Below are 14,896 nucleotides of genomic sequence, written 5' to 3'. Positions count from 1 at the left end.
CCCAGGTGGAAGCACGGAACGGGACTCGCAACAGGAACCCGCCAACGAACCAGGGAGCCAGCAACGGCAACCGACGCGTGCGCCGACAGGCTCCGAAAGCCGAACTCAGCCGGACAACGTCCGAACCCGCCGTGTAACCCCAGCCCGAGCCCCCAACTCGGAATCCCCAGGAAAATCCACCCGCACCAAACACAGCCCATGAGCCGGAGCCACAGTCACCCCACTGGCCCGCCCGCTCAGCGACAACAAGGACGAAGGCCACTCAACAGCCTTCCTCCCCTCCCCAACCGCCAGCAACGCCCCGACCAACGACCGAACCATCGAGTGGCAGAACGCATCAGCGGAAACAAACGCCGTGATCACCCCGTCCGAGGCAGCCCGCACCAGCTCAAGCCGCTGCAACTCCCGGATGGTCGTAGCCCCTTCACGCCGCTTGCAAAACGCACAAAAGTCGTGTTCCCCCAACAACAACTCGGCAGCCACGTTCATAGCCCCGACGTCCAACGGACGAGGCCACGACAACGTGTCCAACCGCCGCAACGGATGCGCCCCGAACGCAGCATCCGAAACCCGGTACTCATAATGCCGCCGCAACGCCGAGAACCGAGCGTCGAACGCTCCAGGCACCACGCGCGCAGCAAAAACCCGAACATCCGCGGGCAAGGCCCGCGCAAGCCGCTTCGGCAGCCCCTCGACATCCACCTCGGCGGGAAGATCAGCATGAGCGACCTGCCCAGAGGCGTGCACCCCGGCATCGGTCCGCCCAGCCACGGTCAGCACGACGTCCTCGCGCAAGACCATCGACAGCGTGTCCTCGAGAACGCCACAAACCGTGCGGCGGGAAGGCTGACGGGCCCACCCGGAGAAGTCGGTGCCGTCGTACCCGAGATCGAACCGCACACGAACGAGCCCGCCGCCCCCAGCAAGGGGAGCGACGGGCTCGTCAGCAGGCGAACTGCTCAGGACTTGTCCTTCTCAGCAGCCTCTTCCGCCTCGACGTCCTCGGCCGACGGCTCGCCGTCAACCTCGACAGCGCCCTCAGCGGGCTCGTCGGCGGCGTCCAGGGTCGCGGACTCGGGCGCCTCGGCGTCCTGGTCGACGACCTCGGCCGCAGCCGGCTTCTCGTCCTTGGCGAACTTGGTCTTGCGCGCAGCCTCGGCCTCGGTGGAGACGAGCTTCTGCTGCACCAGCTCGATGATGGCCATGGGGGCGTTGTCGCCCTTGCGCGCCAGCGTCTTGGTGATGCGGGTGTAGCCACCGGAACGGTCGCTGAAGAACGGACCGATCTCGGCGATCAGCTTGTGCACGACGTCCTTGTCGCGGATCGTCTTCATGATCTCGCGGCGGTTGTGCAGGTCACCGACCTTGGCCTTGCTGATCAGCTTCTCGGCGTACGGACGCAGCCGCTTCGCCTTCGCCTCAGTGGTCTTGATCCGGCCGTGCTGGAACAGCGCCGTCGCCAGGTTGGCGAGCAGCAGCCGCTCGTGCGCCGGAGACCCACCGAGCCGGGGGCCCTTGGTAGGGGTGGGCATCGCTTGCTCCTGTGTTAACTAAAAGAGATCCTCTAGCTCTGAATCAGAGCGTCAGAGCTGCTCGGTCTCCGCGTAGTCCTGACCGTCGTCGTGCGGGTCCAGGCCGGTGCCTGCGCCCCAGCCGGTGTCACCGGCGTGGTAGTCGGCAGCAGCCGCGGACGGGTCGAATCCAGGAGGCGAGTCCTTCAGCGCGAGGCCGAGGCCGACGAGCTTCATCTTGACCTCGTCGATCGACTTCGCACCGAAGTTGCGGATGTCCAGCAGGTCCGCCTCGCTGCGCGACACGAGCTCGCCGACGGTGTGGATGCCTTCCCGCTTCAAGCAGTTGTAGGAACGGACCGTGAGGTCCAGATCCTCGATAGGCATCGCGAACGCGGCGATGGTGTCGGCCTCGGCCGGCGACGGGCCGATCTCGATGCCCTCGGCGTCGATGTTCAGCTCGCGAGCGAGGCCGAACAGCTCAACCAGGGTCTTGCCCGCGGAGGCAACTGCGTCCCTCGGAGTGATCGAGGGCTTGCTCTCCACGTCGAGGATCAGCTTGTCGAAGTCCGTCCGCTGCTCGACACGAGTCGCCTCGACCTTGTACGTCACCTTGAGAACCGGCGAGTAGATCGAGTCGACGGGGATGCGGCCGATCTCGGCACCCGCCTGCTTGTTCTGGACAGCCGGGACGTAGCCGCGACCGCGCTCGACGACGAGCTCGATCTCCAGCTTCCCCTTGCCGTTCAGGGTCGCGATGTGCAGGTCGGGGTTGTGCACGGTGACACCGGCCGGAGGCACGATGTCGCCCGCGGTCACCACGCCGGGGCCCTGCTTGCGCAGGTACATGGTCACCGGCTCGTCCTCCTCGGACGAGACGACGAGCTCCTTCAGGTTCAGGATGACGTCGGTGACGTCCTCCTTCACCCCGGGAACCGTGGTGAACTCGTGCAGCACGCCGTCGATGCGGATGCTCGTGACAGCAGCACCGGGGATCGACGAGAGCAGCGTGCGGCGGATCGAGTTGCCGAGCGTGTAACCGAAGCCCGGCTCCAGCGGTTCGATGACGAACCGGGAACGGGTCTCGGAGACCGCTTCCTCGGCGAGCGAGGGGCGCTGGGAAATCAGCACTGGATTCAACCTTTCGACAACGACGCCCGCTATTTGACGCCGTCAACAACAGCCAGTCGCGGAGACCGGCATACGCACTCGGCACACCCTTCGCGCCGATGCGGGACCCGACCCGAGCCACTGTCCGCAGTGTTTGATCACTTTGGAGACAGTGGCTCGGAGAGGATCACTTCGAGTAGAGCTCGACGATGAGCTGCTCGGTGACAGGCGTGTCGATCTGCGCGCGCTCGGGCAGCTGGTGCACGAGGATGCGCAGGTTCGAGGCGACGACCTGCAGCCAAGCGGGAATCGGCCGGTCACCGAAGGACGCGCGAGCAGCCTCGAAGGGCAGCGTCGGCATGGACTTCGGCTTCACGTCGATGATGTCGAACTTCGACACCTGGTAGCTCGGGATGTTCACCTTGTGGCCGTTGACCAGAAAGTGCCCGTGGCTGACCAGCTGGCGAGCCTGGCGACGCGTGCGGGCGAGGCCCGCGCGGTACACCACGTTGTCGAGGCGGGCCTCGAGGATCTGGAGCAGGTTCTCACCGGTCTTGCCCGGACGACGAACCGCTTCCTTGTAGTAGCGGACGAACTGCTTCTCGAGGACGCCGTAGGTGTAGCGAGCCTTCTGCTTCTCCTGGAGCTGCAGCAGGTACTCGGACTCCTTGACCCGGCCACGGCCGTGCTGGCCGGGCGGGTACGGACGGCGCTCGAACGCCTGGTCCCCACCAACGAGGTCGACCTTCAGGCGGCGCGAGATACGCGTCGCAGGTCCCGTGTAACGAGCCATTAGTTCTTACTCCTCCCCGTGCCTCAGACCCGGCGCCGCTTGGGCGGGCGGCAGCCGTTGTGGGGCTGCGGGGTCACGTCCTGAATGGTGCCGACCTCGAGACCGGCGGCCTGCAGCGAACGGATCGCGGTCTCACGGCCGGAGCCGGGACCCTTGACGAACACGTCCACCTTGCGCATGCCGTGCTCGGCGGCCTTGCGGGCGGCGTTCTCGGCAGCCATCTGCGCCGCGAACGGCGTGGACTTGCGCGAGCCCTTGAAGCCCACGTGGCCTGCGGACGCCCAGCTGATCACGTTGCCCATCGGGTCGGTGATCGACACGATGGTGTTGTTGAACGTGCTCTTGATGTGCGCCTGGCCGTGCGAGACGTTCTTCTTTTCCTTGCGCCGGACCTTCTTGACCCCGGCGCCCGTACGGGACTTGGGTGGCAAAACGAACTCCTAAGTTGAGGGCAGTAGACGCGAGGTCTTACTTCTTGCCGGCCTTCTTCTTGCCGGCCACGGTCTTCTTCGGACCCTTGCGGGTACGGGCGTTCGTCTTGGTGCGCTGTCCGCGAACGGGCAGGCCGCGACGGTGCCGAAGACCCTCGTAGCAACCGATCTCCATCTTGCGACGGATGTCGGCCGCGACCTCACGGCGAAGGTCACCCTCGACCTTGTAGTTCGTCTCGATGTGGTCCCGCAGCTTGGCGAGGTCGTCGTCCGTCAGATCCTTCACCCGGAGGTCCGGGGAGATCTCCGTGGCGGCGAGCAGCTCCTTGGAGCGCGTACGACCGATGCCGAAGATGTAGGTGAGCGCGATCTCCATCCGCTTTTCGCGGGGGAGGTCGACGCCAGCGAGTCGTGCCATGTGGCGGTTAGCTCCTGTCGATTACTTCCAGGTCTGCTCCTCGCCCAATTCCGGTGACTGACTCGCTGTGTGTCGTTCCGGCTGCTCTCACAGCCGGTGTCCCGGCCCCGGCCTGGATCCGGGGGTGTCCGCACGCTTGAAGCCCTGCGTGCGGTAGGTGCGAGGAGTGTCTCGTTACTGCGTCATCGAAGATCTCGACGGGCGCGTGGTGGAGCTGCTCAGCCCTGGCGCTGCTTGTGGCGCAGGTTCTCGCAGATCACCATGACCCGGCCGTGACGGCGGATCACCTTGCACTTGTCGCAGATCTTCTTGACGCTCGGCTGAACCTTCACGCCTGAGATCTCCTGCTACTGGAGGTCACTTGTAGCGGTAGACGATGCGCCCGCGGGACAGGTCGTAGGGCGAGAGCTCCACGACAACCCGGTCCTCAGGGAGGATGCGGATGTAGTGCTGTCGCATCTTGCCGCTGATGTGCGCGAGTACCTTGTGACCGTTCTCCAACTCGACCCTGAACATCGCGTTGGGGAGCGGCTCGACTACGCGGCCCTCGACCTCAATGGCCCCGTCCTTCTTGCCCATGTCCTCCGCGTTTCGTGACGGTGATAAATACGTTTGGACGCGCGCCTACCCGGTTCGATCTCACCTGCGAGGGCATGACTGAACCGGCGCGACGGATGCGCCACCTGACCAGTGTACGCAGTTCACTCCGGCAACCCAAATCGGCCCCGTTCGTAACCGTCGCCCGGTCGCGCGCAGCTCACCAGCAGGGCGCGGAGCCTCGTGATCTCGTTGATCTGCGACTCGTGCAGCCCGAGCACGGACTTGAGCGTGCGCACGCGCTGAGCCGCGATGCCGCTGCCGTAGCCGGTGTCGTCAGAACACCTCTGAGCTGCGTTGTTGAGCGCGACGTCCGCTGTACCGACGCCGTAGCTCTCGAGACTGGGGTCACCGGGCCCGCGCTGGATGAACCCGGCCCGGTCCAGGCAGTGCAGCAACATCGCGGCAAGAGCCCTCGTCTCCGCGGCCTCCGGCCCGGACTTCAGCCGCACGTCCCACTCGTGGACCACGGTGTCGTGCAGCGCAGTGATGCGGCTCACGGCATCGACGTACTCCTGCCCGGCGGCAATGCGGGCCTGACCGCCACAACCGCCGTCGACCGGTGGCTGCGGGCTGGTGAAGTTCGGCCGCACGATCCGCACGTCGGCGAACGGCGGCGCACAGTGCTCGACTTCGGCGATGGAGTCGGCCAGGAAGATCCGGTTGGCGATCTGCTCCGGCGGAACGTCCTGGTAGGTGAGGTCGGTGGCCGGCTTGGCAGCAGCACAGCCTGAAACTGAGATCAGAAGGGCGGACAGGACGAAGCGGAAGACCCGCACAATGCCCCCAGACATTGGAATCGCTCGTCACCACGACCATATCCGCGTTGACAAACGAAATAACCCCGCTCACCTCACGGCGAACGGGGTCACTCCACGTCTTGAGGCCCTCTAGTCCTCGGGTGCGGTGAGCACCCAGGGACCGTCCTCGGTGATCGCGACGCTGTGCTCCCAGTGCGCGGCGCGCGTCCCGTCGAGCGTGATGACGGTCCAGCCGTCCTCGAGCTCCTGGGAGTCGTCCGTGCCGAGCGTCAGCATCGGCTCGATCGCGATGGCCATGCCGACCTTGAGCTTCGGCCCCTTGCCGGGCTTGCCGTAGTTCGGCAGGAACGGGTCCATGTGCATCTTGGTGCCGATGCCGTGGCCGCCGTAGTCCGCGACGATGCCGTACTCGATGCCGTCGCGCTCACCCGACTCGATCGCCGACGACTCGATGGCGAACGAGATGTCCGTGAGCCGCCCGCCCGGCACCGCGGCCTCGATGCCCGCGAGCATCGACAACCGGGTGGCCTCGGACAGCTTGTGGTCGGCCGGTGAGAGCTCACCGCAGCCGACCGTCACGGCCGAGTCGCCGTGCCAGCCATCGAGGATCGCGCCGCAGTCGATCGAGATCAGGTCGCCCTCCGCGAGCACCTGCTTCTTGTTCGGGATGCCGTGCACGATCTGCTCGTTCACCGACGCGCAGATGCTCGCCGGGAACCCGTGGTAGCCCTTGAACGACGGGATGGCGCCGGCGTCGCGAATGGTCTGCTCGGCGATCTCGTCGAGCTCCCAAGTGGACGCACCGGGCTTCACCGCGTCGACGACGTTCTTCAACGCCCTCGCGACGACCAGGCCGGAGGCACGCATGGCCTGCAGCTGGCCGGGAGTCTTGATTTCGATCTTGCTCATGCGCTCACCAAATACTGCGGGCTCCGGCGAGGCCGGCCGAAGGCCGACGAACACCGAAGCCCGCCTAGTCCAGTTGTCACTTCTCGTCGCGCAGCGAGTTCAGCGCTGCCAGTGCCCGCTCGCTGATCTCGTCGATCTCACCGACGGCGTCGATGGAGATGACCTTCTCCGCGTAGTAGCTCAGCAACGGCGCGGTCTCGTTGCGGTACACCTGCTGCCGGTGCCGGATGACCTCTTCCTTGTCATCCGTGCGCCCGCGCGCGAGCAGCCGCTCGACCACCACGTCCTCGTCGACCCGGAACTCCAGCACCGCGTCGAGATCGTGCTCGTCGACAGCCAGGAACTCGCCCAGCTTGTCCGCCTGCGCCACGTTGCGCGGGAACCCGTCGAGCAGGAACCCGTCGGTCGCATCCGACTCGGCGAGGCGCTTGCGCACCATCTCGTTCGTGATGGAGTCCGGCACCAGCGCGCCCTCGTCGAGAATGCTCTGCACCTCGAGCCCGAGCTCGGTCTGGTTGCTGATGTGTGACCGGAAGAGGTCGCCCGTCGAGATGTGCGGCACGCCGAGCTTGCGGCTCAGAACCTCAGCCTGGGTGCCCTTGCCCGCACCGGGCGGGCCAACGAGAACGAGTCGCATCTAGCGGAGGAACCCTTCGTAATTGCGCTGCATGAGCTGGCTCTCGATCTGCTTCACGGTGTCGAGGCCGACACCGACCATGATCAGAACCGCGGTGCCGCCGAACGGGAAGTTCTGGTTCTGGTTGTCACCAGTGAGGTCCAGGAACAGGTTCGGCAGGATCGCCACGATGCCGAGGTAGAGCGAACCGGGGAGCGTGATGCGACCCAGCACGAACTTGAGGTACTCGGCGGTCGGGCGCCCAGGACGGATGCCGGGGATGAAGCCACCGAACTTCTTCATCTCGTCAGCACGCTCGTCCGGGTTGAACGTGATGCCGACGTAGAAGTACGTGAAGAAGACGATCAGCAGGAAGTAGGCCGCGATGTGGACCCAGCTCGACTGCTTGGTGAGGTAGGTCTGGACGAACGTCGCGAACCAGTTCGGCTCGGATCCCGAGCCCTGGGTGAGACGGACGACCAGGTCCGGCAGGTAGAGCAGCGACGAGGCGAAGATGACCGGGATGACGCCGGCCTGGTTCACCTTGAGGGGAAGGTACGTCGACGTGCCGCCGTACATGCGGCGGCCGATCATGCGCTTGGCGTACTGCACCGGGATGCGGCGCTGGGCCTGCTCGACGTAGATGACGCTCGCGATGATGACGAGAGCTGCGACGATCACGAGGACGAAGGTGATGCGGCTGGCGTCCTTCTCCCAGATGTTCTTGCCCTCGGCCGGGATGCGGGCGGCGATACCGGTGAAGATCAGCAGCGACATGCCGTTGCCGATGCCCTTCTCCGTGATCAGCTCACCCAGCCACATGATGACCGAGGTGCCGGCCGTCATCGTCACGACCAGCACGATGAGGGTGAAGATGTTGTCCTTGGCCGGGATGACGTCCTGGTCGCACTCACCGAACAGCTGCCCGCGCACCGCCAGGGCGACGAGTCCGGTCGACTGCAGGATCGCGAGCCCGATGGTCAGGTAACGCGTGTACTGCGTCAGCTTGCCCTGACCGGCCTGCCCCTCCTTCTTCAACTGCTCGAACCGCGGGATGACCACGGTGAGCAGCTGAATGATGATGCTCGCGGTGATGTAGGGCATGATGCCCAGCGCGAAGATCGAGAGGTTGAGCAGCGCTCCACCGCTGAACAGGTTGATCAGCGAGTAGATGTTCTGACCCTCAAGCTGTTCAGCACACGCGCGCACGTTCTTGAAGGACACGCCCGGCGCGGGCATGGTCGCACCAAGCCGGTACACAATGATGATCCCGAGCGTGAACAGGATCTTCTTGCGTAGATCCGGCGTCGCGAGAGCCGAGCGGAATGCGCCGAGCACGCGAACCTCCTGAGCGTTGCCGACCCCCAGGGACCGGCACATGCGGTAGTTGGCAGGCCGCAGCAGGCAGCCACGACCAAGCGACCCGGAGGACATCCGGGTTCAGCCCGCAACACTAACAGTCCTCCACACCCCACCCGTACCCAGTGGCCAATCACAGGTTGCTGACGGTTGATCTCCCACTTCGCCGCTACCCCATCCGGACCAGTGGGCCGCCTGATTCCGTGCTAGTAGCTGCGGTTACGCCGAGCGCGAACGGTTGCACAGGGCGAGGCGCAGTTGACCTTCGACCGGGCCTGGCGGGTGGCCATCTGAGACGTCGCCCGGGCCGCGCAGCAAAATCGAGCGGATTCGCCCGAAGGAATTATGTGGGGTTGTGGCGATCGTCCATCTCCCCTACGGTCGCTTATAGGGAACATGAGACATCGTGGAGTGTTCCCGGAGTTGGAAACATGGGGCTGGGGGGCTCAATCGTGCTTTCGCGCGTCGAAAAGACAATTTCCGGTGTGCCGTGCTGCTGCCGCCACCGTCGCTGACCGCTACCGGTAGACCAGGTCGTTTAGCCTGGTAAACCGCGGTGCGCAGGTCGTCAGCACGCCGCCTTGCGCGCTCGCCCTCGGCTGTGATTCGCACATTTCTACAACCAGGTCGCACACGACTGCGCTCTGATCCTCACGCTGAGCAAAAGCGCTTCATCGCAGTTGCTTCAGGCCGTATTCGGCGACCCCGAAATACAAGGGAGAAATCATCATGCTCCGTCGCACCGCTTCGTTCACCCTGGCCACGGGCGCCGCGCTGGCGCTCCTGACCTCGACGGCCGGCGCCTCGCCTGCGGCAGAGTCCGCTGACGCGAGCATCCTGGCCTGTCACAACGCCGACACTCCCACCAGGACCGCGGGCGGCTGGGTGCACGGCAAGGGCTGGGGCAGCTGCCAGCAGCACGTCGGTGTCTACATCCAGCGACTCCGCGCATGGGGATGGGAGTACGAGGGCGACGGTGCCTCCTACGACGGCCCCGGCAGCGCGGTCGCATCGTGGAACTGCTCGGGCACCGGCCACTACACCTACCGCACGCTCGTGGTGTGGCGGGACGGGACCGGTCCGCAGAGCGCGACGTCGCCTGAGGTGCGCTACGAGTGCTGATGCCCCCGTGCAACACCAAAGGGCCCCGAGGCGAAAGCCTCGGGGCCCTTCAGACGCTCTGACTACGTTCAGGCAGCAACCGTGGTGGTGCCACCCGCAGCAGCGATCTTCTCCACAGCGGTCTTGGAGAACTTGTCGGCGGTAACGTCCAGCTTGACGCTGACGTCGCCGTCGCCCAGCACCTTGACGAGCTTGCCCTTGCGGACCAGCCCGGCCAGCACCAGCGCGGCAACGTCCACCGAGCCACCCTCCGGGAAGGAGGCAGCGATGGCGGAGACGTTGACGACCTGGTACTCGGTGCGGAACGGGTTGCGGAAGCCCCTGAGCTTCGGCAGCCGCATCTGCAGCGGCATCTGGCCACCTTCGAAGCGCGGCGAGACGTTCTTGCGAGCGCCCGTGCCCTTCGTACCGCGGCCGGCGGTCTTGCCCTTGGAGCCCTCACCACGACCAACGCGGGTCTTGGCGGTCTTGGCTCCGGGGGCGGGACGCAGATCGTGAATCTTGATGGTCACGACTGGACCTCCTCAACAACCACCAGGTGACGCACGGCGTGGATCAAGCCGAGCACCTGGGGGGTGTCCTCACGCACGACCGACTGGCGGATCTTGCGCAGCCCGAGGGTGCGCATCGACTCGCGGTGGTTGTGCTTGGTACCGATGGTGCTGCGGACCTGGGTGATCTTGAGCTGAGCCATGATCACACCCCCTGGCCCGCGCGAGCGCGGATCATGCCGGCGGGAGCAACGTCCTCGAGGGGCAGGCCACGACGGGCCGCGACCTCTTCCGGACGCTGCAGGCCCTTGAGAGCCGCCACGGTCGCGTGCACGATGTTGATCGCGTTGTCGGAGCCCAGGGACTTCGACAGCACGTCGTGCACGCCGGCGCACTCAAGGACGGCGCGGACAGCGCCACCCGCGATGACACCGGTACCGGCCGAGGCCGGACGCAGCAGGACCACACCAGCGGCCTTCTCACCCTGAACCGGGTGGGGGATGGTGCCGGCGATGCGAGGCACGCGGAAGAAGTTCTTCTTCGCTTCCTCGACACCCTTGGCGATGGCCGCGGGAACTTCCTTGGCCTTGCCGTAGCCGACGCCGACCATGCCGTCGCCGTCACCCACCACGACGAGCGCGGTGAAGCTGAACCGACGACCACCCTTGACCACCTTGGAGACGCGGTTGATCGCAACCACGCGCTCGAGGTGGGGGGTCTTCTCCTGGGCCGCGCCGCCGCGGCCGCCGTCACGACGGTCGCGGCGCTCTCCGCGCTCGCCCCCGCCGCCTTCGCGACGCGTACGTCCTGGCATCAGGCGTCCCTCTCAATTCCAGTGATGATCATTGTCAGAACTCCAGCCCCGCCTCGCGAGCGGCGTCCGCCAGAGCAGCGATCCGGCCGTGGTACGCGTTGCCACCGCGGTCGAACACGACCGCCGTGACACCGGCGTCCTTGGCGCGGGCCGCGGCCAGCTGGCCGACCTTGGCCGCACGGGCCTTCTTGTCGCCGTCCATGGCACGGACGTCGGCCTCCATGGAGGACGCGGACGCGACCGTGTGGCCCTTGAGGTCGTCGATCACCTGAACGGTGATGTGCTTCGACGACCGGTGCACGACCAGGCGCGGACGCTCGGCGGTGCCGCTGACCTTCTTGCGGAGGCGGAAGTGGCGACGGGCCTTCGCAACACGACGCCTGGTGGAGATGTCCTTGCCCACCGGCTTGCGCTTCGTAACAGTCGACTCGCTCATGTCACTTACCCGTCTTTCCGACCTTGCGACGGATCTTCTCGCCCGAGTAGCGGACGCCCTTGCCCTTGTACGGGTCGGGCTTGCGCAGCTTGCGGATGTTGGCGGCGACCTCACCGACCAGCTGCTTGTCGATACCCGAGACGGAGAACCGGGTCGGGGTCTCGACCGCGAAGGTGATGCCCGCGGGGGCCTCGACCTTGACGGGGTGCGAGTAACCGAGCGCGAACTCGAGCTCAGAGCCCTTGAGCGCGACGCGGTAACCGACGCCGTGGATTTCCATCTTCTTTTCGTAACCCTGGGTCACGCCGACGACCATGTTGTGCACGAGCGTGCGCGACAGGCCGTGGAGCGCGCGGTTGCGGCGCTCGTCGTTCGGGCGCTTGACCTCGAGAGTGCCGTCTTCGGCCTTCTCGACGATGATGGGCTCAGCGAGCGTGAGCGTCAGGAGACCCTTGGGGCCCTTGATGCTCACGTCCTGGCCGGCGATGTTCACGTCGACCCCGGAGGGGACAATGATCGGCTGCTTTCCGATGCGCGACATGTCTACTCCCCCTTACCAAACGTAGGCGAGGACTTCTCCGCCCACGCCTGCCTTGTTGGCCTGACGGTCGGTCATGAGACCGCCAGAGGTCGAAATGATCGCCACGCCGAGGCCACCGAGAACTCGGGGCAGGCCGGTGGACTTCGCGTACACGCGCAGACCGGGCTTCGACACGCGGCGGAGGCCGGCGATGCTGCGCTCCCGGTTCGGGCCGTACTTCAGCTCGACGACGAGGTTCTTCGCGACCTCGCCCTCCTCGTCGCGGTACGAGGCGATGTAGCCCTCGCGCTTGAGGATCTCGGCGATGTTGGCCTTCAGCTTCGAGTGCGGCATCACGACCTTGTCGTGGTAAGCCGAGTTCGCGTTGCGCAGACGAGTGAGCATGTCTGCGATCGGGTCGGTCATCGTCATGGTGACCTGGTCAACCTTTCTCGCTGCGGTTCGCCGCTCAGGGTCCAGACCAGCCCTCCCCCGGAGGAGAGGGACTGGACGGTCGTGTGCGGGCCTACAGCGAAGTAATGGAGCTTTGAATTACCAGCTGGACTTGCTCACGCCAGGCAGCTCACCGCGGTGAGCCATCTCGCGCAGGCAGATCCGGCAGAGGCCGAACTTGCGGAACACCGCGTGGGGGCGGCCGCAACGCTGGCACCGGGTGTAACCCCGGACCTTGAACTTCGGCTTCTTCGCGGCCTTGTTGATCAACGCCTTCTTGGCCATCGACTCAGTTCTCCTTGAACGGGAAGCCCAGGTGCTTCAGCAGCGCCCGGCCCTCCTCGTCGTTCGTGGCGGTGGTGACGACGGTGATGTCCATGCCGCGAGGCCGGTCGATCGCGTCCGGGTCGATCTCGTGGAACATCGACTGCTCGTTCAGACCGAACGTGTAGTTGCCGTTGCCGTCGAACTGCTTGCCCGAGAGGCCGCGGAAGTCGCGGATACGGGGCAGCGCGATCGTCAGCAGACGGTCGAGGAACTCCCACATGCGGTCGCCGCGCAGCGTGACGCGCGCGCCGATCGGCATGCCCTCGCGCAGCTTGAACTGCGCGATGGACTTGCGGGCCCGACGAACCTCGGGACGCTGGCCGGTGATGATCGAGAGGTCCTTGACGGCACCCTCGATCAGCTTGCCGTCACGGGCGGCGTCGCCGACACCCATGTTGACGACGACCTTCACGACGCCCGGGATCTGCATCACGTTGGCGTAGTTGAACTGCTTCTGCAGCTCGCCGGTGACCTCGGCGCGGTAGCGCGTCTTGAGCCGCGGGATGATCTTCTCTGCGGTAGTCATGATCAGATGTCCTTCCCGTTACGACGGGAAATGCGGACCCGCTTGCCCTCGTCGTTCGTCCGGTAACCAACACGGGTCGGCTTGCCGTCCGAGTCGACCACCATCACGTTGGAGACGTTGATCGGGGCTTCCTGGGTCACGATGCCACCAGACTGCGCGCCCCGCTGGGTCTGCGTGATCTTGGTGTGCTTCTTGATCCGGTTAACGCCCTCGACCAGGACCTTGCCGGTCTCCGGGTAGGCCTGGATGACCTTGCCCTTCGCGCCCTTGTCCTTGCCGGCGATGACGACGACCGTGTCGCCCTTCTTCACCTTCATGGTCAGAGCACCTCCGGAGCCAGCGAGATGATCTTCATGAACTTCTTGTCGCGCAGCTCGCGCCCGACCGGGCCGAAGATGCGGGTACCGCGGGGCTCGTTGTCGTTCTTGATGAGCACGGCGGCGTTCTCGTCGAAGCGGATGTACGAGCCATCCGGACGGCGACGCTCCTTGACGGTGCGGACGATGACGGCCTTGACGACGTCACCCTTCTTCACACCGGCACCGGGGATCGCGTCCTTGACGGTCGCGACGATGATGTCGCCGATGCCCGCGTAGCGGCGGCCGGAGCCACCGAGAACACGGATGCAAAGGATTTCCTTTGCACCAGTGTTGTCGGCGACACGAAGCCGCGACTCCTGCTGAATCACTTAACTTGCTCCTTGACCATTCCTGGCCCGCCGGATTTCCGACCCGACGGGCTCGGTCTGTCTAGAAAGGACTTACTTGGCCTTCTCGAGGACCTCGACAAGACGCCAGCGCTTGGTCGCCGACAGCGGTCGGGTCTCCATCAGCAGGACGCGGTCGCCCACGCCGGCCGAGTTCTCCTCGTCGTGCGCCTTCACCTTGGTGGTGGAGCGCATGACCTTGGAGTAACGCGGGTGCTTCTTGCGGTCTTCCAGCGCAACCACGATCGTCTTGTCCATCTTGTCGGACACGACGAGGCCCTCGCGGACCTTGCGGTCGTTGCGCTTCTCGGTCTGAACTTCGTTGCTTTCGGTCATGCCGCACCCTCACCAGTGGAATCCGGCGAAACGGAGAGCCCGAGCTCCCGCTCCCGCATCACGGTGTAGATCCGGGCAATCTCGTGCCGGACCGTGCGCAGCCGCCGGTTGTTGTCGAGCTGGCCCGTGGCCATCTGGAAGCGAAGGTTGAAGAGCTCTTCCTTCGATTCCTTCAGACGCAGCACGAGCTCTTCCTCGGTGAGCTCACGCAGCTCGGAAGCGGTGGTACCCGCTGCCATCAGAACTCACCACCCTCACGCGTAACGATGCGGCACTTCATCGGGAGCTTGTGGATCGCGCGGCGGAGCGCCTCGCGAGCGACCTGCTCGTTCGGGAAGGCCATCTCGAAGAGGACGCGACCCGGCTTGACGTTGGCCACCCACCACTCCGGCGAACCCTTACCGGAACCCATGCGGGTCTCGGCCGGCTTCTTCGTCAGCGGACGGTCCGGGAAGATGTTGATCCAGACCTTGCCGCCACGGCGGATGTGACGCGTGATGGCGATACGAGCGGACTCGATCTGCCTGTTGGTGACGTAGGCCGGCTCGAGAGCCTGGATGCCGTACTCACCGAAGGTGACCTTCGTGCCGCCCTTGGCAGCACCCGACCGCTTGGGGTGGTGCTGCTTGCGGTGCTTGACCCTACGAGGGATGAGCATGG

26 protein-coding genes are annotated in these 14,896 nt (G+C 65.5%); 1 reads left to right on the top strand and 25 read right to left on the bottom strand.

Translation table 11 applies throughout. From position 1 onward, the window contains the following. Positions 1-105: 105 nt before the first annotated feature. The 12 genes from truA to secY all read right to left on the bottom strand — a co-directional run bounded on the left by truA (position 106) and on the right by secY (position 8,484). Entirely contained in the window at positions 106-900 is a 795-nt protein-coding gene (truA, locus tag UK23_RS03240; protein ID WP_196777591.1) for a tRNA pseudouridine(38-40) synthase TruA, read from the bottom strand. Between the two features lie 59 nt (positions 901-959). Further along, the gene (rplQ, locus tag UK23_RS03235; RefSeq protein WP_045309824.1) at positions 960-1,532 is read right to left on the bottom strand and encodes a 50S ribosomal protein L17; all 573 of its coding nucleotides are present in this window, start codon (positions 1,530-1,532) and stop codon (positions 960-962) included. A gap of 51 nt (positions 1,533-1,583) precedes the next feature. After that, positions 1,584-2,642 (bottom strand): DNA-directed RNA polymerase subunit alpha, encoded by a 1,059-nt coding sequence (locus UK23_RS03230; RefSeq protein ID WP_045309823.1) that lies wholly within the window; start codon positions 2,640-2,642, stop codon positions 1,584-1,586. 166 nt (positions 2,643-2,808) lie between these two features. Beyond that, a complete protein-coding gene (rpsD, locus tag UK23_RS03225; protein WP_045309822.1) occupies positions 2,809-3,414 on the bottom strand; it encodes a 30S ribosomal protein S4 in 606 nt (201 codons plus the stop codon). 23 nt (positions 3,415-3,437) lie between these two features. Further along, positions 3,438-3,845, bottom strand: a complete 408-nt coding sequence (gene rpsK, locus UK23_RS03220; protein ID WP_033436732.1) for a 30S ribosomal protein S11 — start codon at positions 3,843-3,845, stop codon at positions 3,438-3,440. Between the two features lie 37 nt (positions 3,846-3,882). Beyond that, positions 3,883-4,263 (bottom strand): 30S ribosomal protein S13, encoded by a 381-nt coding sequence (gene rpsM / locus UK23_RS03215; protein WP_045309821.1) that lies wholly within the window; start codon positions 4,261-4,263, stop codon positions 3,883-3,885. A 218-nt stretch (positions 4,264-4,481) separates the two neighbouring features. Next, positions 4,482-4,595, bottom strand: a complete 114-nt coding sequence (rpmJ, locus tag UK23_RS03210) for a 50S ribosomal protein L36 (RefSeq protein ID WP_010148647.1) — start codon at positions 4,593-4,595, stop codon at positions 4,482-4,484. Between the two features lie 25 nt (positions 4,596-4,620). Further along, positions 4,621-4,842: a translation initiation factor IF-1 gene (gene infA, locus UK23_RS03205; RefSeq protein ID WP_005166804.1), complete on the bottom strand. Its 222-nt coding sequence runs from the start codon at positions 4,840-4,842 to the stop codon at positions 4,621-4,623. A gap of 122 nt (positions 4,843-4,964) precedes the next feature. Next, a complete protein-coding gene (locus UK23_RS03200; RefSeq protein WP_156212699.1) occupies positions 4,965-5,654 on the bottom strand; it encodes a hypothetical protein in 690 nt (229 codons plus the stop codon). 96 nt (positions 5,655-5,750) lie between these two features. After that, a complete protein-coding gene (map, locus tag UK23_RS03195) occupies positions 5,751-6,530 on the bottom strand; it encodes a type I methionyl aminopeptidase (protein WP_045309819.1) in 780 nt (259 codons plus the stop codon). 76 nt (positions 6,531-6,606) lie between these two features. Then, on the bottom strand, positions 6,607-7,167 hold the full coding sequence (locus UK23_RS03190) for an adenylate kinase (RefSeq protein WP_045309818.1): 561 nt from the start codon (positions 7,165-7,167) through the stop codon (positions 6,607-6,609). After that, the gene (gene secY / locus UK23_RS03185; RefSeq protein ID WP_082114372.1) at positions 7,168-8,484 is read right to left on the bottom strand and encodes a preprotein translocase subunit SecY; all 1,317 of its coding nucleotides are present in this window, start codon (positions 8,482-8,484) and stop codon (positions 7,168-7,170) included. A gap of 750 nt (positions 8,485-9,234) precedes the next feature. On the opposite strand from secY, the gene UK23_RS03180 reads away from it, so the two are divergent. After that, entirely contained in the window at positions 9,235-9,627 is a 393-nt protein-coding gene (locus UK23_RS03180) for a hypothetical protein (protein ID WP_045309817.1), read from the top strand. A gap of 68 nt (positions 9,628-9,695) precedes the next feature. On the opposite strand, the gene rplO is transcribed toward UK23_RS03180, so the two are convergent. The 13 genes from rplO to rplP all read right to left on the bottom strand — a co-directional run bounded on the left by rplO (position 9,696) and on the right by rplP (position 14,894). After that, on the bottom strand, positions 9,696-10,139 hold the full coding sequence (gene rplO / locus UK23_RS03175) for a 50S ribosomal protein L15 (RefSeq protein WP_045309816.1): 444 nt from the start codon (positions 10,137-10,139) through the stop codon (positions 9,696-9,698). Beyond that, entirely contained in the window at positions 10,136-10,321 is a 186-nt protein-coding gene (gene rpmD, locus UK23_RS03170) for a 50S ribosomal protein L30 (RefSeq protein ID WP_045309828.1), read from the bottom strand. Before rpmD ends, rplO begins: the two co-directional genes overlap by 4 nt. A 2-nt stretch (positions 10,322-10,323) precedes the next feature. Continuing rightward, complete coding sequence (rpsE, locus tag UK23_RS03165) at positions 10,324-10,932, bottom strand: 30S ribosomal protein S5 (protein WP_030473451.1); 609 nt, start codon at positions 10,930-10,932, stop codon at positions 10,324-10,326. 34 nt (positions 10,933-10,966) lie between these two features. Further along, a complete protein-coding gene (gene rplR / locus UK23_RS03160; RefSeq protein WP_045309815.1) occupies positions 10,967-11,368 on the bottom strand; it encodes a 50S ribosomal protein L18 in 402 nt (133 codons plus the stop codon). 1 nt (position 11,369) lies between these two features. Further along, positions 11,370-11,909, bottom strand: a complete 540-nt coding sequence (rplF, locus tag UK23_RS03155; RefSeq protein WP_045309814.1) for a 50S ribosomal protein L6 — start codon at positions 11,907-11,909, stop codon at positions 11,370-11,372. 12 nt (positions 11,910-11,921) lie between these two features. Continuing rightward, on the bottom strand, positions 11,922-12,320 hold the full coding sequence (gene rpsH, locus UK23_RS03150) for a 30S ribosomal protein S8 (RefSeq protein WP_030473454.1): 399 nt from the start codon (positions 12,318-12,320) through the stop codon (positions 11,922-11,924). 120 nt (positions 12,321-12,440) lie between these two features. Beyond that, complete coding sequence (locus UK23_RS03145; protein ID WP_030473455.1) at positions 12,441-12,626, bottom strand: type Z 30S ribosomal protein S14; 186 nt, start codon at positions 12,624-12,626, stop codon at positions 12,441-12,443. A gap of 4 nt (positions 12,627-12,630) precedes the next feature. Then, complete coding sequence (gene rplE / locus UK23_RS03140) at positions 12,631-13,194, bottom strand: 50S ribosomal protein L5 (protein ID WP_045309813.1); 564 nt, start codon at positions 13,192-13,194, stop codon at positions 12,631-12,633. A 2-nt stretch (positions 13,195-13,196) separates the two neighbouring features. Further along, positions 13,197-13,511 (bottom strand): 50S ribosomal protein L24, encoded by a 315-nt coding sequence (gene rplX, locus UK23_RS03135; RefSeq protein ID WP_045309812.1) that lies wholly within the window; start codon positions 13,509-13,511, stop codon positions 13,197-13,199. A gap of 2 nt (positions 13,512-13,513) precedes the next feature. Continuing rightward, the gene (gene rplN / locus UK23_RS03130) at positions 13,514-13,882 is read right to left on the bottom strand and encodes a 50S ribosomal protein L14 (protein ID WP_030478306.1); all 369 of its coding nucleotides are present in this window, start codon (positions 13,880-13,882) and stop codon (positions 13,514-13,516) included. A 72-nt stretch (positions 13,883-13,954) separates the two neighbouring features. Further along, positions 13,955-14,236, bottom strand: coding sequence for a 30S ribosomal protein S17 (gene rpsQ / locus UK23_RS03125; protein ID WP_045309811.1), 282 nt, complete (start codon positions 14,234-14,236; stop codon positions 13,955-13,957). Then, positions 14,233-14,475 (bottom strand): 50S ribosomal protein L29, encoded by a 243-nt coding sequence (rpmC, locus tag UK23_RS03120; protein ID WP_045309810.1) that lies wholly within the window; start codon positions 14,473-14,475, stop codon positions 14,233-14,235. The genes rpsQ and rpmC overlap by 4 nt, the downstream gene beginning before the upstream one ends. Beyond that, positions 14,475-14,894, bottom strand: a complete 420-nt coding sequence (gene rplP / locus UK23_RS03115) for a 50S ribosomal protein L16 (RefSeq protein WP_030473461.1) — start codon at positions 14,892-14,894, stop codon at positions 14,475-14,477. The genes rpmC and rplP overlap by 1 nt, the downstream gene beginning before the upstream one ends. Between the last annotated feature and the right edge of the window lie 2 nt (positions 14,895-14,896).

It is taken from the genome of Lentzea aerocolonigenes (genome assembly GCF_000955955.1).
Lineage (GTDB): Bacteria > Actinomycetota > Actinomycetes > Mycobacteriales > Pseudonocardiaceae > Lentzea > Lentzea aerocolonigenes_A.
The sequence above is the reverse complement of the archived record's forward strand: the minus strand, read 5'-3'. Positions and strand labels throughout refer to the sequence as shown.